General features: G+C 65.6%; 22 protein-coding genes. 15 read left to right on the top strand and 7 right to left on the bottom strand.

The window, feature by feature from the left end; all coding sequences use genetic code 11:
• Positions 1–45 precede the first annotated feature (45 nt).
• Positions 46–858, top strand: a complete 813-nt coding sequence (locus CTATCC11996_RS06535; protein WP_003074273.1) for an ABC transporter ATP-binding protein — start codon at positions 46–48, stop codon at positions 856–858.
• On the opposite strand, the gene CTATCC11996_RS06530 is transcribed toward CTATCC11996_RS06535, so the two are convergent.
• Complete coding sequence (locus CTATCC11996_RS06530; RefSeq protein WP_034348293.1) at positions 831–1,019, bottom strand: hypothetical protein; 189 nt, start codon at positions 1,017–1,019, stop codon at positions 831–833. The two genes, CTATCC11996_RS06535 and CTATCC11996_RS06530, sit on opposite strands and share 28 nt — an antisense overlap.
• A gap of 128 nt (positions 1,020–1,147) precedes the next feature.
• Between CTATCC11996_RS06530 and nirB the strand changes: the two genes are divergently transcribed.
• From nirB to CTATCC11996_RS06475, 11 genes are all read left to right on the top strand, one after another.
• Positions 1,148–3,622: a nitrite reductase large subunit NirB gene (nirB, locus tag CTATCC11996_RS06525; protein ID WP_034348292.1), complete on the top strand. Its 2,475-nt coding sequence runs from the start codon at positions 1,148–1,150 to the stop codon at positions 3,620–3,622.
• Positions 3,623–3,799: 177 nt separating this feature from the next.
• Positions 3,800–4,198: a nitrite reductase small subunit NirD gene (nirD, locus tag CTATCC11996_RS06520; protein WP_003074269.1), complete on the top strand. Its 399-nt coding sequence runs from the start codon at positions 3,800–3,802 to the stop codon at positions 4,196–4,198.
• A gap of 204 nt (positions 4,199–4,402) precedes the next feature.
• Positions 4,403–7,264, top strand: a complete 2,862-nt coding sequence (locus tag CTATCC11996_RS06515; protein WP_003074267.1) for a nitrate reductase — start codon at positions 4,403–4,405, stop codon at positions 7,262–7,264.
• A gap of 36 nt (positions 7,265–7,300) precedes the next feature.
• Positions 7,301–8,125, top strand: coding sequence for a uroporphyrinogen-III C-methyltransferase (gene cobA / locus CTATCC11996_RS06510; protein ID WP_003074264.1), 825 nt, complete (start codon positions 7,301–7,303; stop codon positions 8,123–8,125).
• Between the two features lie 146 nt (positions 8,126–8,271).
• Positions 8,272–9,714, top strand: a complete 1,443-nt coding sequence (locus tag CTATCC11996_RS06505; protein WP_003074262.1) for an NAD-dependent succinate-semialdehyde dehydrogenase — start codon at positions 8,272–8,274, stop codon at positions 9,712–9,714.
• Positions 9,715–9,879: 165 nt separating this feature from the next.
• Positions 9,880–11,934: a TonB-dependent receptor plug domain-containing protein gene (locus CTATCC11996_RS06500; RefSeq protein WP_370511087.1), complete on the top strand. Its 2,055-nt coding sequence runs from the start codon at positions 9,880–9,882 to the stop codon at positions 11,932–11,934.
• Positions 11,935–11,939: 5 nt separating this feature from the next.
• Positions 11,940–12,836: a substrate-binding domain-containing protein gene (locus tag CTATCC11996_RS06495; RefSeq protein ID WP_034348318.1), complete on the top strand. Its 897-nt coding sequence runs from the start codon at positions 11,940–11,942 to the stop codon at positions 12,834–12,836.
• Positions 12,837–12,849: 13 nt separating this feature from the next.
• Positions 12,850–13,398: a DUF2478 domain-containing protein gene (locus CTATCC11996_RS06490; RefSeq protein WP_034348291.1), complete on the top strand. Its 549-nt coding sequence runs from the start codon at positions 12,850–12,852 to the stop codon at positions 13,396–13,398.
• A complete protein-coding gene (locus CTATCC11996_RS06485; RefSeq protein ID WP_003074253.1) occupies positions 13,392–14,444 on the top strand; it encodes an iron ABC transporter substrate-binding protein in 1,053 nt (350 codons plus the stop codon). Before CTATCC11996_RS06490 ends, CTATCC11996_RS06485 begins: the two co-directional genes overlap by 7 nt.
• Positions 14,445–14,522: 78 nt before the next feature.
• Positions 14,523–15,563: a FecCD family ABC transporter permease gene (locus tag CTATCC11996_RS06480; protein ID WP_042437498.1), complete on the top strand. Its 1,041-nt coding sequence runs from the start codon at positions 14,523–14,525 to the stop codon at positions 15,561–15,563.
• Positions 15,563–16,318 (top strand): ABC transporter ATP-binding protein, encoded by a 756-nt coding sequence (locus tag CTATCC11996_RS06475; RefSeq protein WP_003074250.1) that lies wholly within the window; start codon positions 15,563–15,565, stop codon positions 16,316–16,318. The genes CTATCC11996_RS06480 and CTATCC11996_RS06475 overlap by 1 nt, the downstream gene beginning before the upstream one ends.
• Before the next feature lie 5 nt (positions 16,319–16,323).
• Here the strand turns inward: CTATCC11996_RS06475 and CTATCC11996_RS06470 are convergent, their stop codons facing one another.
• The 3 genes from CTATCC11996_RS06470 to CTATCC11996_RS06460 form a co-directional block, all read right to left on the bottom strand.
• Positions 16,324–18,318 carry an FUSC family protein gene (locus CTATCC11996_RS06470; protein ID WP_003074248.1) on the bottom strand — a complete coding sequence of 665 codons (1,995 nt, stop codon included), beginning with the start codon at positions 18,316–18,318 and terminating at the stop codon, positions 16,324–16,326.
• A complete protein-coding gene (locus tag CTATCC11996_RS06465) occupies positions 18,315–18,806 on the bottom strand; it encodes a MarR family winged helix-turn-helix transcriptional regulator (RefSeq protein ID WP_003074246.1) in 492 nt (163 codons plus the stop codon). The genes CTATCC11996_RS06470 and CTATCC11996_RS06465 overlap by 4 nt, the downstream gene beginning before the upstream one ends.
• Positions 18,807–18,987: 181 nt before the next feature.
• On the bottom strand, positions 18,988–20,076 hold the full coding sequence (locus CTATCC11996_RS06460; protein ID WP_034348290.1) for a YeiH family protein: 1,089 nt from the start codon (positions 20,074–20,076) through the stop codon (positions 18,988–18,990).
• 265 nt (positions 20,077–20,341) lie between these two features.
• Here CTATCC11996_RS06460 and CTATCC11996_RS06455 point away from each other — a divergent pair, with 265 nt between their 5' ends.
• Both CTATCC11996_RS06455 and CTATCC11996_RS06450 read left to right on the top strand, forming a co-directional pair.
• A complete protein-coding gene (locus tag CTATCC11996_RS06455) occupies positions 20,342–21,286 on the top strand; it encodes a LysR family transcriptional regulator (RefSeq protein WP_003074243.1) in 945 nt (314 codons plus the stop codon).
• Between the two features lie 139 nt (positions 21,287–21,425).
• Positions 21,426–21,647 (top strand): hypothetical protein, encoded by a 222-nt coding sequence (locus tag CTATCC11996_RS06450; protein WP_003058848.1) that lies wholly within the window; start codon positions 21,426–21,428, stop codon positions 21,645–21,647.
• A gap of 69 nt (positions 21,648–21,716) precedes the next feature.
• On the opposite strand, the gene CTATCC11996_RS06445 is transcribed toward CTATCC11996_RS06450, so the two are convergent.
• A complete protein-coding gene (locus CTATCC11996_RS06445) occupies positions 21,717–22,217 on the bottom strand; it encodes a CreA family protein (RefSeq protein ID WP_003058846.1) in 501 nt (166 codons plus the stop codon).
• 273 nt (positions 22,218–22,490) lie between these two features.
• Between CTATCC11996_RS06445 and CTATCC11996_RS06440 the strand changes: the two genes are divergently transcribed.
• Complete coding sequence (locus CTATCC11996_RS06440; protein ID WP_003074241.1) at positions 22,491–23,690, top strand: MFS transporter; 1,200 nt, start codon at positions 22,491–22,493, stop codon at positions 23,688–23,690.
• Positions 23,691–23,702: 12 nt separating this feature from the next.
• Here the strand turns inward: CTATCC11996_RS06440 and CTATCC11996_RS06435 are convergent, their stop codons facing one another.
• Complete coding sequence (locus CTATCC11996_RS06435; protein ID WP_003074239.1) at positions 23,703–26,018, bottom strand: TonB-dependent receptor; 2,316 nt, start codon at positions 26,016–26,018, stop codon at positions 23,703–23,705.
• An 84-nt stretch (positions 26,019–26,102) separates the two neighbouring features.
• Positions 26,103–26,477 (bottom strand): DUF2946 family protein, encoded by a 375-nt coding sequence (locus CTATCC11996_RS06430; protein ID WP_034348315.1) that lies wholly within the window; start codon positions 26,475–26,477, stop codon positions 26,103–26,105.
• Between the last annotated feature and the right edge of the window lie 164 nt (positions 26,478–26,641).

Genomic DNA, 26,641 nt, shown 5'->3' with positions numbered 1-26,641 from the left:
AAAGCCGGCGCCACGGTGGCCTCGGAAAAAAGCAAGGAGTACCTCATGCATACATCTCTCAGCACCAAGTACATCGAGATCCACGGGGTGGAGCAGACCTTCAAGACCGCCAAGGGTCTGTTTCCCGCACTGCGCGACATCAACCTGAACATTGCCAAGGGCGAGTTCGTCAGTCTCATCGGGCATTCGGGCTGCGGCAAGTCGACGCTGCTCAATCTGATTGCCGGCCTGACCATTCCCTCGGGCGGTGCATTGCTGTGCGCCAACAAGGAAATCAAGGGCCCCGGCCCCGAGCGTGCGGTGGTCTTCCAGAATCATTCGCTGCTGCCCTGGCTGAGCTGCTGGGGCAATGTGCACCTGGCCGTGGAGCGTGTCTTCGGCAAGCGCGAAAGCAAGGCACAGCTGGCGCAGCGCACCGATGCGGCGCTGGCCATGGTGGGCCTCAGTCATGCGGCGCAAAAGCGCCCCGGCGAAATCTCGGGCGGCATGAAGCAGCGCGTGGGCATTGCCCGCGCCCTGTCCATGGAGCCCCAGGTGCTGCTCATGGACGAGCCCTTCGGCGCTCTCGACGCCCTGACGCGTGCCAAGCTGCAGGACGAGTTGCTGGAGATCGTGGCACGCACCCAGAGCACCGTGGTCATGGTCACGCACGATGTGGACGAGGCCGTGCTGCTGTCCGACAAGATCGTGATGATGACCAACGGTCCCGCTGCCACGATTGGCGAGGTGCTGCATGTAGAGCTGCCACGCCCGCGCAGCCGGGTGGAGCTGGCTGAGGATGCCCAGTATCAAAGCTACCGCAAGGCGGTGATCGACTTCCTCTACACGCGTCAGGGCCATGTGGAGAAGGCGGCCTGAGCCTTTTTGATTTCAAGCTGCATGGCGCCTTGGGGCGCCATGTTTGTTTTGCACAGCAATAAAGCGGCCATGCACAAAAGCAGTGCATGCAGCGGGATGGAATAGTCTCTGCAGGCTGAGAAAAGCTGGCACAGCAATTGCGTGTTGTTCAGCGTGGCCAAGGTGGGTCACCGGGGGATGGTGCAAGGCTGGACCAGAACCCACAGACAAAGACGTCTACGCGTTCATGCAAGTCATGAAGCGCGCAGACGTCTTTTTTTTGGCTTTGCAAATGCCCACGGGGACTCAGATGAAAAAATCCAAACTGGTCATGATTGGTAACGGAATGGCAGGCGTGCGCGCGCTGGAAGAGCTGCTGGCCATTGCCCCCGATCTGTACGACATCACGGTCTTCGGCGCCGAGCCGCATCCCAACTACAACCGCATTCTGCTGTCGCCCGTGCTCGCCGGCGAGCAGACGCTCGGCGATATCGTGCTCAACGACTGGTCCTGGTACCAGGACCACCATATCTTGCTGCACGCCGGCTATACCGTGACGGCCGTCGACCGGGCCCGGCGCACGGTGCATGCGGTCAATGCTCTGGGCGAGAGTGCCAGCGCCGAGTACGACCGCCTGATCATGGCGACGGGCTCCAAGCCCTTCATCCTGCCCATCCCCGGCAAGGACCTGGAGGGCGTGCTGGCCTACCGCGACATTGCCGACACCGAGGCCATGATCGAAGCGGCAAAGACACTCAAGCATGCAGTGGTGATAGGTGGTGGCCTGCTGGGACTGGAAGCGGCCAACGGCCTCATGAAGCGCGGCATGCAGGTCACCGTGGTGCATGTCGGCGACTGGCTGATGGAGCGTCAGCTCGACGATCAGGCGGGCCGGATGCTGCAGAAATCGCTGGCCGAGCGCGGCATGCAGTTCCGCATGCAGGCACAGACGCAGGAGCTGCTGGGCGACGAAGACGGCGGGCGCAGTGGTCGCGTGCGCGCCGTGCGTTTCAAGGACGGCAGCGAGATCCCGGCCGAACTGGTGGTGATGGCCGTGGGCATTCGCCCCAGCACCGAACTGGCGGAGTCCATGCATCTGCATGTGAGTCGCGGCATCGTGGTCAGCGACACGCTGCAGACCGTGACCGATCCGCGCATCTATGCCGTGGGCGAATGCGCGGCACACCGAGGCATTGCCTACGGACTGGTGGCGCCCCTGTTCGAGCAGGGCAAGGTGCTGGCCAACCATCTTGCGGAGTTCGGCATCGGCCGCTATCTGGGTTCGCTGACCTCGACCAAGCTCAAGGTCACGGGCATCGATCTGTTCTCTGCAGGCGATTTCCAGGGCGGTGGCGATACCGAGGAAATCCTCATGAGCGACCCCTATGCGGGGGTCTACAAGAAGCTGGTCATCAAGGACGACAAGCTGGTCGGTGCCTGCCTGTACGGCGACACGGTGGACGGCAGCTGGTACTTCAAGCTGCTGCGCGAGGGCCGCAGCGTTGCCGATATCCGCGACAAGCTGATGTTCGGTGAATCCAATCTCGGCGATACCGGCCACCAGGGCCAGAGCAAGGCCGCGGCCATGGCCGACGGCGACGAGGTCTGCGGCTGCAACGGCGTGACCAAGGGCGCGATCTGCAAGGCCATCAAGGACAAGGGCCTGTTCACACTCGACGATGTGCGCAAGCACACCAAGGCCAGTGCCAGCTGCGGCTCCTGCACCGGGCTGGTGGAGCAGATCATCATGTTCACGGCCGGCGGCGACTACTCGGCCGCTCCCAAGACCAAGGCCATGTGCGGCTGCACCGACCACGGGCACCAGGCCGTGCGCGATGCGATCCGCGAGCACAAGCTGCTGAGCACGGATGCGGTGTTCCGCTTCATGGAGTGGCGCACGCCCAATGGCTGTGCCTCCTGCCGCCCGGCCGTCAACTACTACCTGATCAGCACCTGGCCCAAGGAAGCCAGGGACGACCCGCAAAGCCGCTTCATCAACGAACGCAGCCACGCGAATATCCAGAAGGACGGAACCTACAGCGTGATTCCGCGCATGTGGGGCGGCGAGACCACGGCCTCCGAGCTGCGCCGCATTGCCGATGTGGTGGACAAGTACCAGATCCCCACCGTGAAGGTCACGGGCGGCCAGCGCATCGATCTGCTGGGCGTGAAGAAGGAGGATCTGCAGGCCGTCTGGAACGATATCGGCATGCCCTGCGGCCATGCCTATGCCAAGGCATTGCGCACGGTCAAGACCTGTGTGGGCAGCGAATGGTGCCGCATGGGCACGCAGGACAGCACCCAGATGGGCAAGGACCTGGAGCGCGCCATGTGGCGCATGTACGCACCGCACAAGGTGAAGTTCGCGGTCAGCGGCTGCCCGCGCAACTGCGCGGAGTCCGGCATCAAGGATGTGGGAATCATCGGCGTGGACTCGGGCTGGGAGATGTATGTGGGCGGCAACGGCGGCATCAAGACCGAGGTAGCGCATTTCTTCACCAAGCTCAAGACCGCCGAAGAGGTGATGGAGTACACGGGCGCCTTCATGCAGCTGTACCGCCTGGAAGGCTGGTATCTGGAGCGCACGGTGCACTACATCAACCGCGTGGGTCTGGACCATGTCAAGCGACGCATTCTCGACGATGCCGAGGGCCGAAGGGCACTGTGGGAGCAGCTGCAGTTTGCACTGGACGGCGAGCCCGATCCCTGGTTCGAGACCGACAAGGCATCCGTGGACGCGCGCCAGTTTCAGGCTCTGCCTGCTGATGTGTCAGTTATTGCCTGAAACCGAGAACCTCTTTCAATTTTTCAGCAATTTACGAACCTGGCGCGGCATAGCCAAGGGACGGCGAGCAAGGGCCTGGGCGGCCCCGCCGTCCCGTAGTGAGGCCGTCGTCCCCCTCCCGCGAAGTGAGAGAGGGGGAAGCCGCAAAGCGGCTCAGGGGAAGCTTAGGAGATGTAAATGAGCGAATGGATTTCTATCTGCACGATGGACGACATCCCCGTGCTGGGAGCACGCCGCGTAGCGCGTGCACAAGGGCTGGATGTGGCCGTGTTCCGCAATGCCGACGACGAGGTGTTTGCGCTGCTGGACCGCTGCCCGCACAAGGGCGGTCCGCTGTCGCAAGGCATTGTGTTCGGGCGCAGCGTGGCCTGCCCGCTGCACAACTGGACGATTGCGCTGAGCTCCGGCGAGGCGGCTGCGCCCGACGAGGGCTGCACGCCTTATTTCAGCGTGCGTGTGCAGGACGGTGCGGTGCAACTGCGTGCCGACGAACTGGCCAGCCGAGCACTGGAGCAGACCCGCCCGCATGCCGGTCCTGCGCACTGCGCGGGCAAATCCGGCTGCGCTACGGCCTAGTGTCTCTGTTGATATGAAATGAATAGCTGCATGCGCCTACTCAGAAGGCGTTACAGCATGATTTCACTGAAAGTCTGCCATGCATGAGACCCGATCCACCTGTCCCTGCTGCGGCGTGGGCTGCGGACTCGCCTTCGGCGGTCCGCGTTGCGGCGGCCCGCGCAGGAGTGAACATGGGCGCCGCAGCCTCTCTTCGGTGACGCCATGAAAGAAACCAAATCCACTTGCCCCTATTGCGGTGTCGGCTGCGGCGTGATCATCGAGTCCGATGGCCTGCAGATTACTGGCGTGCGCGGCGATCCCGAGCATCCTGCCAACTTCGGACGTCTGTGCACCAAGGGCAGCACCCTGCATCTGACGGCCGCGCCCGCCTATGCCCAGCAGGCACGCCTGCTGCAGCCCATGCGCAGGCTGGAGCGGACATCCGCACCGCAGGCCGTGAGCTGGGATCAGGCCCTGGACGAGCTGGCGGCGTGTATCGCCGGCATTCACGCCGCTCATGGACCCGATGCTCTGGGTTTCTATCTCAGCGGCCAGCTGCTGACCGAGGACTACTACGTCTTCAACAAACTGGTCAAAGGCCTGCTGGGCACCAACAATCTCGACACCAATTCGCGCCTGTGCATGAGCAGCGCCGTGGCCGGCTACAAGGCCACGCTGGGCGCCGATGCACCACCGGCCTGCTATGAGGACATAGATCTGGCCGGCTGCATGCTCATCACGGGCAGCAACATGGCCTGGGCGCATCCGATTCTGTTCAGGCGTGTGGAAGAGGCCAGGGCGCGCAATCCGCAGCTCAGGATCATCGTGGCCGATCCGCGCCGTACCGAGACCGCAGAGCTGGCCGATCTCTATTTGCCGCTGCAGCCGGGCAGCGATGTGATGCTGTTTCACGGTCTGCTGCACATCATGCTGTGGGAGGGCTGGACGGACAGCGCCTTCATCGCGCAGCACACCAGCGGCTTTGCACAGCTCAAGGAACTGGTGCGCGAAGCCACGCCCGAGAAGGTCGCTGCCATCTGCGGCCTGCCCGTGGCGGACCTGTACCAGGCGGCGCGCTGGATGGCGCTGGGCGGTGCCCAGGAGCCGACGGATGTGCGTCGCCCCACGCTCAGCCTGTACTGCCAGGGTCTCAACCAGAGCCGCAGCGGCACGGCCAATAATGCGGCGCTGATCAACCTGCATCTGGCGACGGGCCAGATCGGCAGGCCTGGTGCCGGGCCTCTGTCGCTGACGGGCCAGCCCAATGCCATGGGCGGGCGCGAGGTGGGCGGACTGTCGAATCTGCTCAGCGCGCATCGCGATCTGGCCAACGCCGAGCACCGGACCGAAGTGGCACGGCTATGGGGGGTGGAGTCGATTCCCGCGCAGCCCGGCAAATCCGCGCTGGAGATGTTCGAGGCCGCTGCCGACGGCCAGATCAAGGCCTTGTGGATTGCCTGTACCAACCCCGCGCAGAGCATGCCCGAACAGGCCATGGTGCGCAGGGCGCTGGAGCGTGCTGAGCTGGTGGTGGTGCAGGAGGCTTTTGCCGCGACCGAGACCACGGCCTATGCCGACTGGTTGCTGCCAGCCTCCACCTGGGGCGAGAAGCTGGGCACCGTCACGAACAGCGAGCGACGCATCTCGCGGGTGCGCGCCGCTGTGGTCGCGCCGGGGGCGGCACGCCATGACTGGCAGATAGGCGTGCAACTGGCGCAGCGTCTGGAAGAGCATCTGCGGCCCTCGCTGCCAAGCTTGTTTCCCTATGACACCGCGAATGCCGACGCGGGTGCAGAAGCCATCTGGAACGAGCATCGCGAATCCACACATGGGCGCGATCTGGATATCACGGGTCTGAGCTGGGCGATGCTGGAGGTCAAGGGACCCCAGCAATGGCCCATGCCACAAGGCGCCAGCCAGGGCCGCCAGCGTCTGTATGGCGATGCGGTGTTTGCGACGACGGACGGGCGCGCACGCTTTGACGTCCAGGCCTGGCAGGCGCCGGCCGTGCCGCGCGATGCGCGGCATCCGTTCAGTCTCAATACCGGTCGCCTGCGCGATCAATGGCATGGCATGACGCGCACTGGCCAGCTGGGACGCCTGTTCGCCCATGTCAGCGAACCGCAGCTGCAGGTCAATCCCCAGGACATGCAGCGCCTGCAGCTGCAGGAGGGCGATCTGGTCCACCTGTCCAGCCGCTATGGCGCCATTGTGTTGCCCGTTCAGGCTGACCCGGGCTTGCAGCCCGCACAGCTGTATCTGCCCATGCACTGGGGCAGCATGTACCTGAGCGGCCTGGGCTCCAAGGGGCAGCGGCTTGCGGGTGTCAACGCCTTGACCACGCCCGAGCGCTGCCCGCGCTCCAAGCAGCCAGAACTCAAGCATGTGGCCGTGAAGCTGCTCAAGGCCGAGCTGCCCTGGACCTGTCTGGGCATGGCCTGGCTGGATGAACGGCAGGTGCAGTCGGTTCGCCAGGCTTTGACCGAACTGATGGCCGAATTCGACTTCGCCAGCTGTGTGCTGTTCGGGCGCGCCGTGCCGCTTGAAAAAGCGGATCAGGGTCGCACCGGCGTGCAGTTCCGCGCGGCGGCCTATGCGCAGCCCGATGCCGAAGTGCTGGCGCGGCTGCACAGCCTGCTGCAGCTCGATGGCCCGCAGGCCATGCGCTATGCCGATGCGCGTCGCCAATGCAGCCGGGCCATGGCGATAGGCCGGCAGACCGAGGAGCCCAGGCTCGATGCTTTTTTGCTTTGCGGCGATGCCAGCGCCGGCCGCTGGCTGGGGCCGGTACTGCGCGACGAGCAATCGGTGCAAAGCTATGGGCGTCTGCTGCTGTCCTCGGGTGCCAAGCCGCCCGCCGCCATGCCGGCCCGGTCGCCACAGATATGTGCCTGCATGAATGTGGATGAGGCCAGCATCAGCTCGGCACTGACTGCGTGCGAGGGCTCCGCCGACGAGCGACTCGCCCAGCTCAAGTCTTCCCTGGGTTGCGGCACGCGCTGCGGCTCCTGCATTCCAAGGATCAAGCAACTGGTGCATGCGACGCCTGCGCCGCAGTCGGCAGCCCTTCCGGTTGCTGCCTAGATTTCGATGTCCGGCAATGCATATGAAAGGCCAGCCATGACAAACAGCCATGCCACTTCCCTGCCGCCCGTGGGCCGCTGCTATCTGGTCGGTGCCGGCCCCGGCGATCCGGAGCTGCTCACGCTCAAGGCGCTGAGACTGATCCAGTCCGCCACGCTGCTGCTGGCCGACGACCTGGTGTCTGCCGACATCGTGAAGCTTGCCAGCGCTAGCGCCCGCGTCGTCCATGTGGGCAAGCGCGGCGGGCGCGAAAGCACCTCACAGGAATTCATCGAAAAGCTCATGATCCTGGCGGCGCGCCAGGGCGAGCTGGTGGTGCGCCTCAAGGGCGGCGATCCCTTCATCTTCGGCCGTGGCGGCGAGGAGGTCGAGCATCTGCGCACAGCCGGAATCGCCGTGGAAGTGGTCAACGGCATCACCGCAGGGCTGGCGGCCGCCACCAGCCTGGGCGTGCCGCTGACCCATCGCGACCATGCCCATGGCGTGGTGTTCATCACAGGTCACGCCAAGCCGGGCAGCGCCGGCCATGACTGGCAACTGCTGGCCGGCACGGCCCGCATGCTGGGGCTGACGCTGGTGATCTACATGGGCGTTGCCACTGCTGGCATCATCCAGCAGCAGCTGCTGGCCGGCGGACTGCCGGCTACGACTCCCGTGGCCCTGGTCCAGAACGCCAGCCTGCCCGCACAGCAGCAGATACTGACCGATCTGGGGCAGATGACGCAGGCGCTGGCATGCAGCGGACTGGGCAGTCCCTGCGTGTTCGTGGTGGGCGACGTCGTCGGTCTTGCCGCATCGTCGGAAGCCGGCCTTGACGTCCTGCTGGAGCAGGTGCAGCTGCGCCGCGCCGTGGGTGCGTAAAGCCCGATTGCTGACAGCTGTCTCCCTTTTGTCTGAGTGCCGAGCCTGCATGACTAGAATTTGTCCGGTAACCCCTGAACATTTGTCACACCCGGCCTCGTCAGTCTGCAGGGGGATAGCGGCGGCCGACACCTATGAGTCATGCGATGAGCACTGCATATCCTGATACCCAGCTTTTGATCGACGGTCAGTGGCAGGACGCTGCCAGCGGCAAGAAAATTGATGTGCGCAACCCGGCAAGCGGCGAGGTGATTGGCCGTGTGGCCCATGCCGATATTGCCGACCTGGACCGCGCCCTGGCGGCGGCAGACAAGGGCTTTCAGGTCTGGCGCAAGGTGTCTGCCCATGAGCGCGGCGCCATCATGCGCCGTGCAGCAGCCCTGCTCAAGGAGCGTGCCGACGAGATCGCCGCGCTGCTGACGCAGGAGCAGGGCAAGCCGCTGGCCGAGGCCAAGGTGGAAATCATTGCCGGCGCCGGCATCATCGAATGGTTTGCCGACGAGGCTCTGCGTGTCTATGGCCGCATCGTGCCTTCGCGTCGCCCCGAGCAGCAGCAACTGGTGATCAAGGAGCCCGTGGGGCCCGTGGCTGCCTTCACGCCCTGGAACTTCCCCGTCAACCAGATCGTGCGCAAGATCGGCGCGGCCCTGGCTTCGGGCTGCTCCTTCCTGGTCAAGGCCCCCGAAGAAACTCCGGCCTCGCCCGCAGCGCTGCTCAAGTGTTTCGTCGATGCCGGCATTCCTGCAGGTGTCGTGGGCCTGGTCTATGGCAACCCCGCACAGATTTCCGAATATCTGATTGCCCATCCGGTGATCCGCAAGGTGACCTTTACGGGCTCTACGGCCGTGGGCAAGCAACTGGCAGCGCTGGCCGGCCTGCACATGAAGCGCTCCACCATGGAGCTCGGCGGCCATGCCCCCGTGATCGTGGCCGAGGATGCCGACGTGCAACTGGCCGTCAAGGCCGCAGGCGCGGCCAAGTTCCGCAACGCGGGCCAGGTCTGCATCTCGCCCACGCGCTTTCTGGTGCACAACAGCGTGCGCGAGGAGTTCACGCGCGCGATGGTCGCCCATGCCGAGGCATTGAAGGTCGGTAACGGCCTGGAGCAGGGCACGCAGATGGGGCCGCTGGCCAATCCGCGTCGCGTGACCGCGCTGACCCAGCTGATCCAGAACGCCGAGCAAAGTGGTGCCAAGCTGATGACGGGCGGCGCATCCTTTGGTTCTGCGGGCAACTTCTTTGCGCCCACGGTGCTGGCCGACGTGCCTTTGACGGCCGATATCTTCAACCAGGAGCCCTTCGGCCCCGTGGCGGCGATTCGCGGCTTCGACAAGATCGAGGATGCCATTCAGGAGGCCAATCGCCTCTCCTATGGTCTGGCGGCCTATGCCTTTACGCGCTCGCTCAAGACGACGCACCAGCTGTCACAGGATGTGGAAGCTGGCATGCTGTGGATCAACCAGCCGGCACTGCCATCTGCCGAGCTGCCCTTTGGCGGCATCAAGGATTCGGGCTACGGCTCCGAAGGCGGCCCGGAAGCGCTGGAGGCCTATCTGGTAGCCAAGGCCGTGGCAATCAGCTGCGTTTGAATTTGCAAGGCATCTGATGCAAGGCCACCCTCGGGTGGCCTTTTTCATGGGATGTGTATGCCGTGCGGCTTATGGGGACTGTTTGTCGATCGTTATTCCAAAAATGAATAGCGATGGCTAGAATCGACGGTTTTTTACATTCGACAACAAATTCCAGCCCGCGCCATGTCATTGCACTCCACGGTTTCCTCTCTCCATCCTCCGAGTTTTGTTCTTCGCCGCAGCTGGTTGTGGGGCGCGCTGGCCATCGTGCCCATGGGCACGGCCTGGGCGCAGGTGTCAGCTGCGGGCGCAGCCGAAGCCGCGAGCCAGACCTTCACGCTGGGTACGGTGGAAGTCAGCGCGCGGCGCGAGGCCGAGGAGCTCGGGGCCGGCGACATGCAGCGTGTATCCAGTGCCGAAATGGAGCGCAGCAACGCCAGCACCGTGGCCGATGCCGTGCGCAATCTTCCTGGCGTGAGCCTCTCGCGCAACAGCCGCAACGAGGAAATGATCAATCTGCGCGGCTTCGATTCGCGCCAGGCGCCCATCTTTGTGGACGGCGTGCCTCTGTATGTGCCCTACGACGGCTATGTGGATCTGGGCCGTTTCACCACCTTCGACCTGGCCGAGATCAACGTGGCCAAGGCCGGTGCCTCGCTGCTGTACGGCCCCAATACGCTGGGCGGCGCCGTCAATCTGGTCACGCGCAAACCGGTCAAGCCCTTCGAGGGCGACGTGCGCCTGGGTGTGGGCAGCGGTGGCGAGCACAGGGCGAGCTTCAACCTGGGGGGCAACCAGGGCAACTGGTACTACCAGCTGGGCGCCTCCTACCTGGAGGCCGACAGCTTTCCTCTGCCCCGGGGCTTCAGGGATTACAAAAAGCAGCCCACCGATACCGGCAGCAATCGCGAGAACGCGGACCGAACCGACAAGCGCCTGTCCTTCAAGCTCGGACTCACGCCCAATGCCACGGACGAATACGCCATCGGCTATGTGCGCCAGGAAGGCGAGAAGGGCAATCCCGTCTACACCGGCCAGTCCACGCAGAAGAACGCCGTGCGCTACTGGCGCTGGCCCTACTGGGACAAGGACAGCCTGTATTTCCTGAGCACCACCCGTCTGAACGGCAGCAATGTGCTCAAGACGCGCCTCTACCACGACACCTACAAAAACGGTCTCGACATGTACAAGGACGCCAGCTACACGGCCCACGATCCGACCAGCAGCTACAAGGATGTGAGCAAGGGTGCCAGCGTGGAGTGGGTCAACTACGCCTTCTCCGGTCATGAGCTGCATGCGGCCTTCCACTACAAGGAGGATGAGCACACCGACGCGGCCTCGGGCAAGGACCCGCAGAAGCACTACCGCGATGTGACCACCTCGCTGGTGCTCGAGGATCACATCGCCCTGGCCGAGCGCTGGCGCCTGACGCTGGGCCTGAGCCATGATCAGCGCGATGCCAAACAGGTCTACCAGTGGCCCACGGGCTCCACCAGTGCCACCAACGGCCTGGCACGACTGAGCTATGCGCTCACGGCCCAGGGCGACGAGGTCTATCTGATTGCCTCGCACAAGAGCCGCTTTGCGACCATCAAGGACCGCTATTCGGCGCGCATGGGAACGGCCCTGGCCAACCCCGACCTCAAGCCCGAGGTGGCCAACCATCTGGAGCTGGGCCTGAGCGGCAAGCCCTGGCAGGGCGGCAAGGGGCAGGCGGCCGTGTTCTACAGCAGGGTGCGCGACCAGATCCAGACCATGGTCGTGGACTCCACGGCCTGTGGCGGCAAGACCTGCAACCAGGCGCAGAACGTAGGGCGCACGCGCAATGTCGGTCTTGAGCTGTCGCTGGCGCAGCAACTGTCGGCCCAGTGGGCTGTGCATGCGGGCTACACCTATCTGAGCCGTACCAATCTCAGCGACCGCAGCATCACGCTGACGGACACGCCGCGCCAGCGCCTGACGGCGGCCCTGCAATGGAATCCGCAGGCCCAGTGGCAGCTGCGCGCCGAGCTGGAGGCAGAACAGGGCCGCAAGGTGCCGCTGTCGGCCAGCGGCCAGGCCCAGGTCTATCAGATGGCCGGCTACGGCGTGGCCAATCTGCGGGCGCGCTATCTGCCGCGTCCGGACACCACGCTGGACTTCGGCGTGGCCAATCTGGGCGACAAGTGGTATCAGCTGGCAGACGGCTTGCCCATGCCGGGGCGCAGCTGGTATGTGAACCTCGGTTACCGATTCTGATGAGCATGAGCAATCTGCTACAGACACCGCTGGCGCGCCGCGAGTGGCTGCAAAGCCTGGCTCTACTAGGCCTTGTCGGCGGTCCGGCACTGGCGGCCGAGCCAAAGCCGGCTTCGGCCGCCGGTGTACAGGTGGCGGCCGTGGGCGGGCTGGTGCTGTGCGGCGTGTGGCCGCGCGTGGCCGAGCAGGCCAGCCACGCCCTGACCATGCCGGTCACCACCGTGGCGGCTGCACCCAAGGAGGGCGTGGTGCCCGCCTTCGCGCGCGGCCAGGCGCAGATGCTGCTGATCCACGCCAGCGACGAAGCCATGGCGCTGGAGGCCAGCGGCATGGCTTCCGCCGTGCGTGTCTGGGGCTGGAACGAGCATGTCATTGCCGGCCCCGCTCATGACCCCGCCGGCGTGCGTTCGGTCGCTGACGGCACGCAGGCGCTGCGGCGCATTGCCGAAACCGGCTCGCCCTTTATCGCGCTGCGCGATCCCGGCAGCTATACCGTGGTGCAGCGTCTGTGGCGGCGTGGCGGCATACGCCCCGATGCGCGCTGGCTGCGCGCCGACACCGGCCCGCGACCACAGGCAGTGCTGGAGCTGGCGGCGCGCGAGCAGGCCTATGCCGTGGTCGGCCATATTCCCCTGGCCTTCGGCAAGATGAGCGCGCCTGGCATAGAGCGGTTGCTGCATGGCGATCCGCTGATGCGCAGACCCTATGTGCTGCTCACGCCCGGCCCGCGCCATCCGGCCACGGTGCAGCAGCGCCAGGCGGCGGGCCTGCTGGCCGAGTACCTGCTGTCTGCGGCCGGCCAGCATGCGCTGGAAGCGGCCAGCGGCGCGGGCGGCCCTTGGGTGTTTGCGCGCGATAGCGTGCCCGCCGGCATGAGTGCCGGTGTCGATGGACAGACTTGAGCGAAGGAGCAGTATGAGCACTGCTATGACGCCGCCGCTGGCGGCATTGATATACCCCGATGAGCGGCACGATATCGAGGACTTGCTGGAGGGCGTGGCACGGCGGCTGCAACAGTCGGGCCGGCAGGTGGGTGGGCTGGTGCATCGCCAGAGCCGCTATGCCAACGGCAACAAGTGCATGCGTCTGCTGGATCTGCGCAGCGGCCTGCAGTTCGAGATGACCGAGGACCTGGGTGTCAGCTCAAAGGCCTGCAGCTTGAACCCGCAGGCACTGGCCCAGGCCAGTGTGGTGCTGCGCCAGGCACTGGCCGATGGCGTGGAGCTGGCCGTCGTCAACTGCTTCGGCCAGCTCGAAGCCGCCGGTGGCGGTTTTGTCCAGGAGATCGCCGCTTTTGTCGAGGCTGGCATTCCCGTGGTCACGGCCGTGGCGGCCCGCCACGAGGCCGGCTGGCAGAGCTTTACCGGCGGCGCCTTCGTGCGTCTGCCGGTTGACGAACAGGCACTGCTGCACTGGTGCTGCCAGCAGCTGCAGCGCGAAGACCAGGGAGACCGGTCATGCTGACGCGGCGCCAATGGCTGCAGGCCGGTGCTGCGACGCTGGCCTCGAACCTGTATCAGGGTGGGGTCTGGGCGCAGGATGGCGGCTCGGTCATTGCCGCCCGCTTTGGGGCGCTGCCTGCACGGCCTGGCCGCGTGTTCGCGTCGGGGCCGCCGGCAGGCGTGCTGCTGGCCGCGCTGGCACCGCAGCAGTTGCTGGGCTGGCCCATGCAGCTTGGCGATGCGGCGCGCGCCCATCTGGGAGCGCCACTGCAGACTTTGCCCTATCTCGGGCGCCTGTCGGGCCGTGGCAGCACCCTGCCGCTCGAAAAGCTGCTGGCGCTGCAACCCGATCTGGTGCTGGACTCCGGGACCTCCGACGCCACCCATGTCTCTGCCGCCGAGCGCCTGGCGCGCCAGACGGGCCTGGCCTGCGTGCTGGTGCAAGGCAGCCTGCCCGAACATGCGCGCCAGCTGCGCGAGGTGGGCGCTTTGCTGGGGGCAGCAGGGCGCGCAGAGACCCTGGCCCGCCATGCCGACGAGGTCGCGGCTCTGGTGCGCGCCGTGACTGCCGGCCTTGGTGAGCAGGCCCGGCCGCGTGTCTATCTGGGGCGCGGCGCCAACGGTCTGGAAACCGGGCTGGCCGGCTCCATCAATGTCGAGGTGATCGAGTATGCGGGCGGTCGCAATGTGGCGGCCCAGGCCGGCAGGGGCGGACTCACGCGCGTCTCGATGGAGCAGATACTGGCCTGGGACCCCGAAGTCATACTGACCCAGGAGGCGGGCTTTGCCGAGCGCGTGCGCCAGGACCCCTTGTGGCGCGGCGTCAGCGCCGTGCGCAGTGGCAGAGTGCACTGTGCGCCGGTGCTGCCTTTCGGCTGGCTGGACGGCCCGCCCAGCGTGAACCGGCTGATCGGCGTGCGCTGGCTGCTTGAGAAGCTGCATCCGGGCCGCTTCGCCCAGCAAGATGTCAAAGCCCTGGAGCAGGCGGTGCGCGAGTTTTATGCGCTGTTCTATGGCCTCCAGCTGTCGCCGATGCAGTTGCGAGCGCTGCTGGACGCCGCGCGTTGAAGGCGTCGGAACTGCATGAAGTCCTTTGATTCCAGACCTGGCGATGAGCGCAGCGAAAGTGATGCTTCGAGGGCGGACATGAGTCAGTGCCGCCGGCGCGGCCGGGTGCGCAGGAACCTGGGTTGGTGGCCGGCCCTGGTCTTGCTGGCTCTGGTGCTGCTGTGGGCGCTGGGCTCGGGGCAGTTTGCACTGGCACCGGCACAGCTGGCCGAAGCGCTTTGGGCACGGGCCACGGGGGCTGCGTCGCCGCTGGCGCCAGCGGCTGAAACCGTGCTCTGGAACATCAGGCTGCCGCGCATCGCAGCCGGCATGGCGGTCGGCGCGATGCTCGCTGCAGCCGGTGCGGCCTACCAGGGCATGTTTCGCAACCCGCTGGTCTCGCCTGACATTCTGGGCGTTTCGGCCGGTGCCGGCCTGGGCGCCGTCGTCGCCATCTATCTGGGCCTGTCGATGTTTGCTGTTCAATGGCTGGCCTTTGGCGGCGGACTGGTCGCCGTGGCTGTCGTGGTGCTCATCAGCACCTGTGTGCGCAGGCACGAACCGGTGCTGGTGCTGGTGTTGGCAGGAATGGCGCTGGGTGCCCTGCTGGGGGCCGGCATTGCCCTGATCAAGACCCTGGCCGACCCGAACACCCAGCTGCCGTCCATCACCTTCTGGCTCATGGGCGGCCTGTCGGCCGTGACGCTGCAGGAGGTGGTCGCCACGGCACCCGTGATGCTGGCGTCCCTGCTGCCCTTGCTGCTGCTGCGCTGGCGCATCAATCTGCTGGCCCTGCCCGATGAGGAGGCACGGGCTCTGGGCGTGCCGGTCGCGTGGCTGCGCCTGGTGCTGGTGGTTTGCGCCACGCTGGGCACGGCGGCGGCGGTGTCGCTGGCCGGCATCATCGGCTGGGTCGGGCTGGTGGTGCCGCATGTGGCGCGCCTGCTGGTCGGCCCTGATTTCGTGCGCCTGCTGCCGGCTTCGGCGCTGCTGGGCGCGGGCTTTGTGGTGGCTGCCGATACGTTGGCCCGCACCATGGCGCGTATCGAGCTGCCGCTGGGCATTCTGACGGCCCTGGTCGGTGCACCGTTTTTTCTGTATCTGCTGGCTCGCACGGGCCGCCGTGAGGGAGATGCCTGATGACGGTGCTGGACTTGCAGGGCCTGAGCACCGGCCACGGTCGCCGCATGGTCAGCGAAGCGGTGGATCTGTCGATTGCCGCCGGCGAGGTGCTGTGTCTGCTGGGCCCCAACGGCTGTGGCAAGACCACGCTGTTTCGCACGGTTCTGGGCCTGTTGGCGCCGCTGGCGGGCCGGGTGCTGGTGCAGGGCCAACCGGTGCAGAGCTGGTCGCGTGCGGAGTTCGCGCGCCGCGTCGGCTATGTGCCCCAGGCCCAGGCCGGGGTGTTTGCCTTCGAGGCGCTGGACATGGTCCTCATGGGCCGCGCCGCGCGCCTGCCCCTGCTGGCCAGGCCCTGCGGCGCGGACCGTGCCATGGCACTGGCCTGCATGGAGCGGCTGCAGATCGCCCATCTGGCCGCACGCCGCTACACGGAGCTCAGCGGCGGCGAGCGGCAACTGGTGCTGATTGCACGCGCACTGGCGCAGGAACCGGCGCTGCTGGTCATGGACGAGCCCACGGCCAGCCTGGACTTCGGCAACCAGATCCGCGTGCTGGAGCAGATCGAGGCGCTGAGCGCCCAGGGCATGGCCATGCTGTTGTCCACCCACCAGCCCGAGCACGGTTTGCGTGTGGCCAACCGGATCGCTCTGCTGGGCCATGGGCGGCTGCTGGGCGTGGGCGAGCCGCGCGCAGTGGCCGCGCCCGCAGCGCTGGCTGAGCTCTATGGCGTCAGCGAGGCGGCGATTGCCGCCCATCTATCGGGCGGCTGCTGAAGCGCTCAGCGCAAAGCGGCGCTGGAGGCAAAGAAGGCTGGATGCTCGCGGATGTCCTGGGCGGCCAGCCGCAGTTGCAGCGCCTGCTCGGGCTGGCGCTGCTGTATGCGCCGGGCCAGGCCTTGCAGCAGCGGCGTGGCCCTGTCTGGAGCGCTGGGCAATTGCTGCAGTCTCTGCAGTGCGCTGCGCACACCGCGCAAGGTGCTTTCGGACAGGAGTACATCCGCTTGCAGCTGGTGCAGGATCAGAACGGCCTTGCCCACCCGCAGCGCAGCCAGACCGCAGTCGGCCGCGTCCTGCACGGCAGGGGCGCTGACTTTTTCGGAGGCGCGCACCAGGCGCAGCAGGCGGTGGTAGAGGCGGGCGCGCCACACGCGCACGTCTCTGGCATGTGCCGGGGCGGAGGCCATGTCCTGCAGCTCATGAACCATCATGGCGCGCAGACCGTTGAGCCGGCCTTGTGCGGTGACGGGCAGGATGAAGCGATAGGCTGCCCAGCCGGCCAGCGGGCCGGTGACGATGGCAAACGCCATGGACAGCGAGTGGCCCACATCGAGCTGGTACGGGAAATGCGGCGACAGAGCCAGCAGGATCACCATATTGCAGTCAAAGCCGTACAGCGTGGTGCGGCGGTGGCTGAGCAGCAGGGCGCCAAGGAAGATGAAGGGCAGCATCATCAGCACCATCTGCAACTGGCTGTTGGCAAACGGCCAGGCAAACCACTGGCAGACAAGCGCCACGCCCGCGCCCATGGCCTGGCCCAGAATCACAAAGCGCATGGTGAAGGCCGGATTCTCGAACGAGGAAAACACGGTGATCATCACCGACAGGCCCAGCAACATATAGGCGCCGCCATGCCAGCCGGTGACCACCCAGATCAGGCCGACCAGAAAGATGGAGCTGAAGGCCCGCAGCATGGCACGGCGCGCGCCCACCCAGTCGCTGTGCAGGACCACGGGCAACTGGCGTGCGCGATGGTGGGCCGGCAGAGTCATGTCGCTGGCAGCTACAAAGTGGGCCTGCAGGGCCAGGCCGATATTGCCCAGGATTTCCTCGGCATGGCCCCAGCCGGCGGCGGCGCTGCGGGCCGTGGCGATGGCGTCGATGGCGGCCAGCGGTGCGGGCTGGGTTTCGAGCAGCATGGCGGCCTGCTCCAGCGCGGCCGTCATGGCCTGGGCCTGCGCAGGCGTGAATGCCGGGGTGATGGTCTTGCCCGTGCTGTCGCGCAGCCAGAGCAGAGCCGAGATCTGGGTATTGATCAGGCGGCGCAGCGCCCGGACGGCGCGGCGCGAACGCTGCGAGCCCGCGGCATGTGGGTCCAGCCCTTCCTCGATGGCGGCCATCACGGCCAGTCGCTCGGCCAGGTCCCTGGGGCTGAGGGCGCTGTGCCCGCTGGCTGTGGCCTGGGCAGCGTCGGCGATGTCGCGCAGCAGACGGGCGCAGAGTCGGCGCACCCGGCCGTCACCGGGGATTTCGGCGCCCACAGGCGTGAACAGCCAGCCCACGACAAGGGCGGCGGCCACGCCGGTCAGTGCGGTGAACAGGCGATCCCAGCCCAGCGCGTAGACATGGACGGGGTTGCCGTTGTCCAGCAGGGCAACCATCGAGGCCGAATAGCCGGCCAGCATGGTGCCGTAGGAGGCAAAGCTGCGCTGCAGATTGCCCAGGCCCGCGCAGATGCCTATCCACACCGCCAGCCCCGTGATCAGCCAGAGCAGATCGCCATTGGCCACCAGCACCAGCACCACGCCAGCGGCCGTGCCGACCAGCGTGCCCGTGGTACGGAAAAAGCTTTTCTCCAGCAACTGGCCGCGCAGTGGCTGGGAAGCGGCCCAGACCGTCATGCCCGCCCATTGCGGATGTTCCAGCCCCAGGGCCCAGGCGGCGAACACGGCAATACAGGCTGCAAAAGCCGTGCGCAGATGCTGGCGCAGGCGGGCGCTGTCAAAGCCCCATCGCGTGGCGCTCTCCAGCAGGCGGTCGTAGGCAGCCACGCTCATGCGCGCTCCTCGGTGCCGGGATGGACTTGGGCTGAGCGCTGCTCATGCATCTGCTCGATGCGGGCGCGAATCTTGTTGACGCCGTCCAGCATGGCTTCGACCTCGGAGTCCTCCAGGTCCTGCAGCAGACTGAGCTCGGCCTCGAGCATGGTGGCGCGGATGCTGTCCACGGCACCATTGCCTGCGGCAGTGAGGAAGATGCGCTTGCTGCGGCGATCTGCCGCATCGGCGCGGCGTTCCACCCAGCCCTTGCCCTCGAGAATGTCCAGCAGGCGTACCAGACTGGAGCCATCGAGCCCCACGCGCTCGGCCAGTTCCTTTTGCGTCACGCCGTCACCCCAGGCGCGCAGGTGCAGCAGCGGCGTCCAGGTGGCGTCGGTCAGGCCGCTGGCGGCCAGCTGTTCTTCGACAAAGCGCCGCCATTGGCGGGTCAGGGTGACCATGAGAAAGCCCAGGCGGTCGCGGGATGGTGCATCGGCAAAAGACATGGATTAAATTTTGATGTCTTTGCAATTAATTTGCAATTCAAACTAATTGATTCTGTATTGATGTATAGGGTATTCCCTTGTTTGTAAGCGGCATAAAAAAAGAGAGCGCAAAGCGCTCTCTTTCAAAGGGTTTCAGACCTGTAGATGTTCTAGTTCTAATCCAGTAAGGCGCTAGCTGCTATCAAAAAAGTGTTGGAATCCAGAGATTCAGTACCAGGCCGGCGACCAGCAGCCAGGCAAACAGAGCCAGGGCCAGAATCAGCGGCCTGGTGCCGGCAGCGCGCACGGCGCGGATATGGGTGGTCAGGCCCAGGGCGGCCATGGCCAGGGCCAGCAGCGCGTTGTCGAGCTGAATGCCGACGCTGACCACTTCCTTGGGCAGCACGCCCAGGGAGTTGACGCCGGCCATGGCCACGAAGCCCACGGCAAACCAGGGAATGGTGATCCGGTTGGCGGGCTGGCCGTTGTTCACACCCAGGGCCCGTTCGCTGCGTGTCAGCCACATGGACAGCACCAGCAGGAAGGGCGCCAGCATCATCACGCGCACCATCTTGGCGATCACGGCCGTATCGGCGGCCTGGCTGCCGATGGCTTCGCCGGCGGCCACGACCTGGGCCACCTCATGCACGGTGGAGCCAACGAAAACGCCGTACTGCTGCATGCTGGTGTCTATCCAGCCGTACTCGGCATTCCAGTGGAACAGCGCCGGGTAGAGAAAGGTGCCGATGGTGCCGAACACCACCACGGTGGCCACTGCCACGGCCACGTCCTCTGCGCGGCCCTTGACCACGGGTTCGGTGGCCAGCACGGCGGCGGCGCCGCAGATGGAGGCGCCGGCCCCCACCAGCATGGTGGTGCGCTTGTCCATGCCCAGCAGCTTCTGGCCTATCCACTGCGCCAGCAAAAAGGTGCTGGACAGCACCAGCGCATCGATCACCACGCCGGCCATGCCGACCTGGCCGATGTCCTGGAAGGTCAGGCGCAGACCGTAGAGCACGATGCCGGTACGCAGCAGGCGGGCCTTGGTGAAGGCGATGCCGCTGGCGCACTGGCTGGCAATGGCCGGGTAGACGGTGTTGCCAACCAGCAGACCGATGATGATGGCCAGCGTCAGCGCGCTCAGGCCGTTGTTCTTGATGGCCGGAAACTGCGCGGCCCAGGTGGCCACGGCAGCGATGGCGCCTGCCAGCAGCAGGCCGGCAATCACCCCGCCGGTTTTGTGCATCCAGCCTTGCGAGGGTGCGGAGTTTTTCAGTGTTGTAGTGTTCATCGTGACCTTTCGCAGCAGGCAAGACAACAGGTCTGATTGCCGGCATGGAGGTCACTTTAGATTTCTTGGTTATATTTGTATAACTAATAGTTTTTGTAAGATCAACCTATAAAACAGGTAGATTGGGCTTTCTGGCTCCTGCGATTCGAGTCAATCATTGACTGGATGAGCCGGTGCTGGCGAGGCCGGGCTGCCCGTTTTCTGTGGGCAGGCAGGGGCTGCTGGCGAGCCTGTTGTCATCGATACGAATATACGAATCATCGTCATGCTGCACCTTACCTTGCGTCAGTTCGAGATCTTCTGCGCCGTGGCCCAGAGCGGGACCACGGTGGCTGCCGCAGAGGCCGTAGCGCTTTCGCAGTCCGCCACGAGTGCCGCGCTGCAGCAGCTGGAGCAAGGTCTGGGCGTGCAGCTGTTCGAGCGCGTGGGCAAGCGTCTGGTGCTCAACGATGCCGGCCGCGCGTTGCTGCCCCAGGCCCTGAGCGTGCTGGAGCAGGCAAGAGGCATAGAGCAGACGTTTTCCGCGCGTGCGGCCAATATGCCGGTGCGCCTGCGCGTGGCGGCCAGTACCACCATCGGCACCTATGCGCTGCCCGAAGTGCTGGCGCGGCTGGCACGCTCGCATCCGCTGGTGCGCGTGGACCTGCAGATCGCCAACACCCAGGAAGTGGGCGAAGCCGTGCTGGCCATGGAGGTCGACATGGGCCTGATCGAGGGCAGCAGCCACTGGCAGGGGCTGGAGGTCGAGCCCTGGCTGCGCGATGAACTGGTCATCGTGGCATCGCCGCAGGACCCGCTGGCTGAGCTGGCGCGCAACAAGCCGCTGGGCGTGTCAGCGCTGCGCAAGGCGGCATGGCTGCTGCGCGAGGCGGGATCGGGCACGCGCGAGATGGTCGAGCATGCGCTGCTGCCGCATCTGCACCAGCTGCCTGCGGCTGCCACGCTGGGCAGCTCCGAGGCGATTGCACGTTGTGTCGAGCAGGGGCTGGGCATCAGCTGTCTGTCGCGCGTGCTGGTGCAGTCACAGCTGCAGGCCCGGGCGCTGGAGATTCTGCCCACCACCCTGCCGCGCATGTGGCGCAACTTCTCTCTGGTGCAGCGCGCCGGAAAGCGCCGCTCGCCCGCGCTGCAGGCCTTTGTCGATGCCTGCAAGGCCGGCGAGCAGTCGCCGCTCGAGCCGTCCGCAGCCCAAGCGCCAAACATGCTGTAGTGCGTGAATGACAGTCGCAGGCAGCTATGGTTTTCTTGACAATAATTTTGCTTGCGGCGGCGGTTTTTGCCCCTATATTGGATAGACAAGTCGGGCGCGGGTTGCACAGCGCCGGCTTCCACAAGCAGGGAGGAACACCATGAAAACCATCGATGAAATGCTGCACCTGGACCTGCTCACTCATGAACAGCATCTGCAGATCAGCCACTGGATCGACGATGCGCAGTCCCCCGAGGCCATTTTGCAGATGCCTGCCGGACTCTGGCAGGCCGTGGAGCGTGCCAGCCAGGCCATGGGCGTGAACGAGGATTTGCTGCGTCCGCCGGCGCTGGACGCCGGCGGTCTGACTTTCAGTCAGTAGGTCGCGAGGCTTGGCTTTGGGCTAAAGCTGCCTCCAACGCAGGCTGCACAATCGCAGCCTGCTCTGGTTTCACTTCAGCGGAATCGTCGTTGCCTGCGGCACGGCCACGGCGGTGACGCTGTTCTGGGGCGAGCCCTCGATCACCCGGTCCGAGTAGGTCATATAGATCAGGGCGTTGCGCTTGGCATCCACCATGCGCACCACACGCAGGCGCTTGAAAAGCAGCGAGGTGCGCTCGGTAAACACTTCTTCCTGTTGCCTGAGCGGCGCGGGGAACTGGATATTGCCCGTGGCCTGGCAGGCGATAGACGCTTCCGAGCGATCCTCGGCCAGGCCCAGGCCGCCCTTGATGCCGCCGGTCTTGGCACGCGAGACATAGCAGGTCACGCCCGGCACCTTGGGGTCGTCATAGGCATCGACCACGATCTTGTGATCCGGGCCAATCCACTTGAAGACGGTGTCCACGGCACCGATCTGCTCGGCATGGCTCATGCCGACAAAGGCCATAGTTCCTACGGTGGCGGCCGCAACGGCCAGAGCGGCGGAGAGCAATTTCATGGTGGTGCGCATACAGTGAGTTACGGGTTAACCCTTGTCTTTTGACAGGGCATTGTGCCCCGGGCAAGGGATTGGCAGCCGGCCTTAGGACAATACCGGCTGCTGCAGAGCTTTCTGTATTGCATCACGGTTTGCCCCGGCCTGCTGGCGGGCGCCGGCAGTTGAGACGCTGCCACAGGCATGACACAGCGCATGCCGGACTTCCTAACTCCCTCTTTGATCTGCGACGGCCCTCGGGCGGTGGCTCCATGCAAGTGCCGCATCCGCCGGATGTGGCTGTTATCTATGTCGGTGAACGTTTCCGCGCCCGGTCTGAGCGCTTCCTCCCTGTTGTTGATGGCACTGGCCTGTGGACTGTGTGCGGGCGGCAATTATTTCAACCAGCCGCTGCTGCACTCGATTGCCTCTCATTTCTCGGTCAGCGAATCAGCGGCCGCAATCAGCGTGACGCTGGCCCAGGTGGCCTATGCGGCAGGCCTTTTGCTGCTGGCGCCGCTAGGCGACAAGCTGCAGCGCCGTGGCCTGGCCGTGAGCCTGATGCTGCTGGCAGCCCTGGGGCAGGCGCTGTGCGGCCTGGCGGGCCAGTTCGATCTGTTTCTGCTGGGCACGCTGATGGCAGGTCTGTTCTCGGTTGCGGCCCAGGTGCTGGTGCCCATGGCTGCGGCCCTGGCCCAGCCGGGGCAAAGCGGGCGGGCCGTGGGCTGGGTGATGAGCGGTCTGCTGCTGGGCATCCTGCTGGCGCGCAGCGTGGCCGGCATGGTCTCGGAGGCATGGGGCTGGCAAGCCGTCTACCAGGGCGCTGCGCTGGTGATGGCCGTGGTGGCGCTGTGGCTGTGGAAGGCGCTGCCGGCATCGCGCAATCCCAGTCCTGTCAGTTATCCACAGGTGCTCAGAAGCATGTGGCATCTGCTGCGCAGCCAGCCGGGTCTGCGCCAGCGCACCCTGGTCAGCGCGCTGGCGTTCGCCTCGGTCAGCGTGCTGTTCTCGACCATGGCGCTGCAGTTGTCCAGCGGCCCTCTGGGCCTGGATGACGGGCAGATCGGCCTGATCGGTCTGGCCGGCGCGGCGGGAGCCCTGGTGGCCACTCAGGCGGGGCGGCTGGTGGACAAGGGTCTTGGCCGCGTGAGCTGTGCCATCGGGGCACTGGCCCTGCTGCTGTCCTGGCCCCTGCTGTGGGTGGGCGGAGCGCATCTGGGCTGGTTTGTGCTGGGCATGGTGGTGATCGATCTGGGACTGCAATGCCTGAACATCACCAACCAGGCCACGGTGGCCCAGTTGCTGCCCGCAGCGCGCGGCCGCATGAATGCCGTCTATATGACGGGCTATTTCACGGGCGCGGCGGCGGGCTCGGCCCTGGGAACTCTCGCCTGGCGCATCGACGGCTGGCAAGGTGCCTGCGTGCTGGGCCTGGCCCTGGCGCTGCTGGCGTGTCTGGGCACTTTCAGGATGCGCAAGACCCATGGTCTGGTGGCCAGGCTGGCCTAGAGCCGCCGGCGTCTAAAGATCCCAGCGCAGGGAGGCGCTAAAGGTTCTCTGCGGATAGGGATGGAAGTTCCAGTACCTGGCATTGTTGGCGTTGTCTATGCCAAAGGCGGCCGACAGCTGTCTGTCGATCTGATAACGGGCCCGCAGATCGACGCTGAAATACTGGCTGGCACCCATATAGGTGTCGGCATGGACATCGCTGTTGTCCAGATTCGAGTACTGGCGCCCGCTGTAGCGCGCCGCCACCGTCAGGGCCCAGCGTTCATCGGGCTTGTAGGTGGCCCAGGCCGTGGCACGCCAGCGTGGCACGCGGGGCTGCCATTTGCCGACGCTGGCCGGGTTGGCGGCATTGGCCGTGATGCGCGAGTTGGCCCAGGTCAGGCTGCCGCCCAGGTCCAGCCCGCGAATCCACACCGACTGCGCCGAGTAAGCCAGCTCCAGCCCCGAGGTACGGACCTGATCCACGTTCTGCACCGCAGAGATGGTGGTGCCGGGAATCAACTGGCTGTAGAGCGCATCGCGCGTGCGTTCATGGAACCAGGTGGCGCGTAGCAGGCCATTGCCCAGATCCTGCTCGGCCGTCAGCTCGCCCGTCCAGGACTTTTCGGGTTTCAGATTCGGGTCGTTGATGAAGGACAGCGCCCCGCCAGAGGTCGCGCTATAAAGCTCGCCCACCGTGGGAAAGCGCACGGAGCGGCCCAGCGAGGCCTTGAGCGTGGTGCTGCGGGCCAACTGATAAGCCAGCGCGGCCTTGGGCGAGAAATGCGATTCGCTGCGCTGGGCGTAACTCAGCTGGCTGCTGGTCGTGGCGGTATGGCCCTGGCTGGCCGTCCAGTCCTCCCAGCGCAGGCCCAGCACGGCCTTCCAGTCCTTGGCCAGCTGCCAGCTGTCCTGTGCCCAGGCATAGCGGGTCTCGGCCCTGCCGCCGACCTGGCTGACGATCGACTGCTCGTTGGCCGGGCCGGACTGCCAGTCGCCAACCACGTTGTATTTGCTGATGTTGAGCTTGTAGGCATCGCGGCCCAAGCCGAAGTCAACGATATGTGTGCCCTGCAGGCCCGGTATGTCGTTCTGTCGCCATGTGCCCTTGGCGGCCAGCGTGTTCCAGCCCGTGCCGTCCTGATCCTGCAGCGTGCCCTTGCCGCCCAGATTGGCAGCCGGCTGGGCTACGGTGGGCACGCGCTGCTGATCCTTGCCGTAGTCATACAGGCTGGCGCTGAGCTCCCAGTCAAACTCGCCCTGCGTATGGCTTTTGAGCGAGACGCCATGCATGGTGTGGGTCTGCTGGTCCTGGCTCAGGCCAAATGCGGTGTCGGCCAGCTTGTAGGTCTTGCCGTCGATATTGATGTTGCCGCTGTAGACCGGCTGGCCGTCCGGCCCGCGCAGATAGGTCTCGGAGCTGCCTCTGGCGCTGTTCTGCCACCAGCCCAGCGTGTAGCTGGCGCGCAGCGTGGGCGTGATGTCGTAGGCCAGCTTGATCTTGGCGTGATCCTGCCTGGTGCGGTACTGCGTGCCCGCGCCCAGGATGTACCAGGGCTGATTGGTGGTGTTGAGTCCGGCAATCGCACCGGTCACGGGCGTGCCGGCACCGCCTGCCACGCCGGCGGACTGCAGCACGGTGGGGAAGGTCATGGGCTGGCCCTGGCTGTCGCTGCGGCTCAGGTTGATCCAGTACGACCAGTCCCCGCTTCTGCTGCCGATGGATGCGCTGGTATTCCAGCTGCGGTAATGGCCGCTGCTGCCCAGCACGTCGGCGCTCTGGCGGGCATAGCCGGCCGCCACATGGGCTTCGAGCTTGTCGGGCATGCGCGTCACATAGTCCACCACGGCACCGGCGGAGTTGCCCGGGTAGGCGGCCGAGAACGGGCCGTACATGACATCGACACGCTCGATCTCCTCGGGCGTCACCAGGCCCCAGCGCGGCGCATAGTTGCTGCCGTTGGCAATGCCATTGCCCAGATAGTTGGACAGCAGAATGCCGTCGGCATAGACCGCCGAGCGCGCGCTATTGCCCGTGCCCGAAGCCCGCGTGGAGAGGATGGCGTGGTTGTAGTCGCCTATATAGCGCTTGCGCACCAGCAGGCTGGGCAGATATTTGAGCGCGTCCTCGCTGTCGGTGGCATTGATGCGGGTCTCGATCTCCTCGCGCGTGATGCCTTCGATGGTGGTTGGAATCTGCGTGGGCAGCGAGCTGGGCTGGCCGCCGTTGACGGTGACCACGCCCAGGGTCTTGGAGCGCTCAGGCAGGTCCGTGGAGTCGGTTGAAGTCTGGGCCAGGCACGGCCATGCGATACCACTGACCACCAGTGGCAGAAAAATCTGTTTCATGAATGCTTACCTTGGGACGTGGTTGTCCCTATGAATCTGATAGCGGCCAGCGCAGATCAGAACTGCGCTAGAGCCCGAAATGCTTCAGAGGTAAGCGGGAGGCGGCCCGCGCGCAGGCAGAGGTGCGGCGGTGATGGCGGCGATGCGCGCCCGCTCCACGGGCTGCAGCGCATGCCACAGCGGTGACTCGGTAGGGGGCGGCAGCTGCAGCGCGGGCGGAGGGGGGGCGGCATGGGGCAGGCACATGGGGCAGTCGAGGTGACCCGCGCCCAGAACGCTGCCGCCGTCTTCGCCCTTGACGATCAGCTTGACCGCGCCGGTGCTGGTGCAGATCAGCTCAAACCCCTGAGACTGAATCAGCGGCGCGGCAGCCGCGACCCCCATGGACAGTGCCAGCCATGCCATCACGCACCGGCCCAGCAGGCAGGTGGCAATGCGGCGAAGCGGTTGCAAGGTCATGAGTCGGGCGGTGCTGATATGCGTGCGCATCATACGTCGTCTGCCGTCTCAGACCATGCGTGAAAACCGCCGCTCAAGCCCTGCTGCAGGTGCAAAGTGCTGTGACTTCAAAGACAAAACCCGGCACAAGGCCGGGTCCGAAAAACTGTCACGCCCTATGTGAG

The organism is Comamonas testosteroni ATCC 11996 (genome assembly GCF_000241525.1).
Lineage (GTDB): Bacteria > Pseudomonadota > Gammaproteobacteria > Burkholderiales > Burkholderiaceae_C > Comamonas > Comamonas testosteroni.
This window is presented reverse-complemented; position numbering and strand designations above follow the sequence as displayed.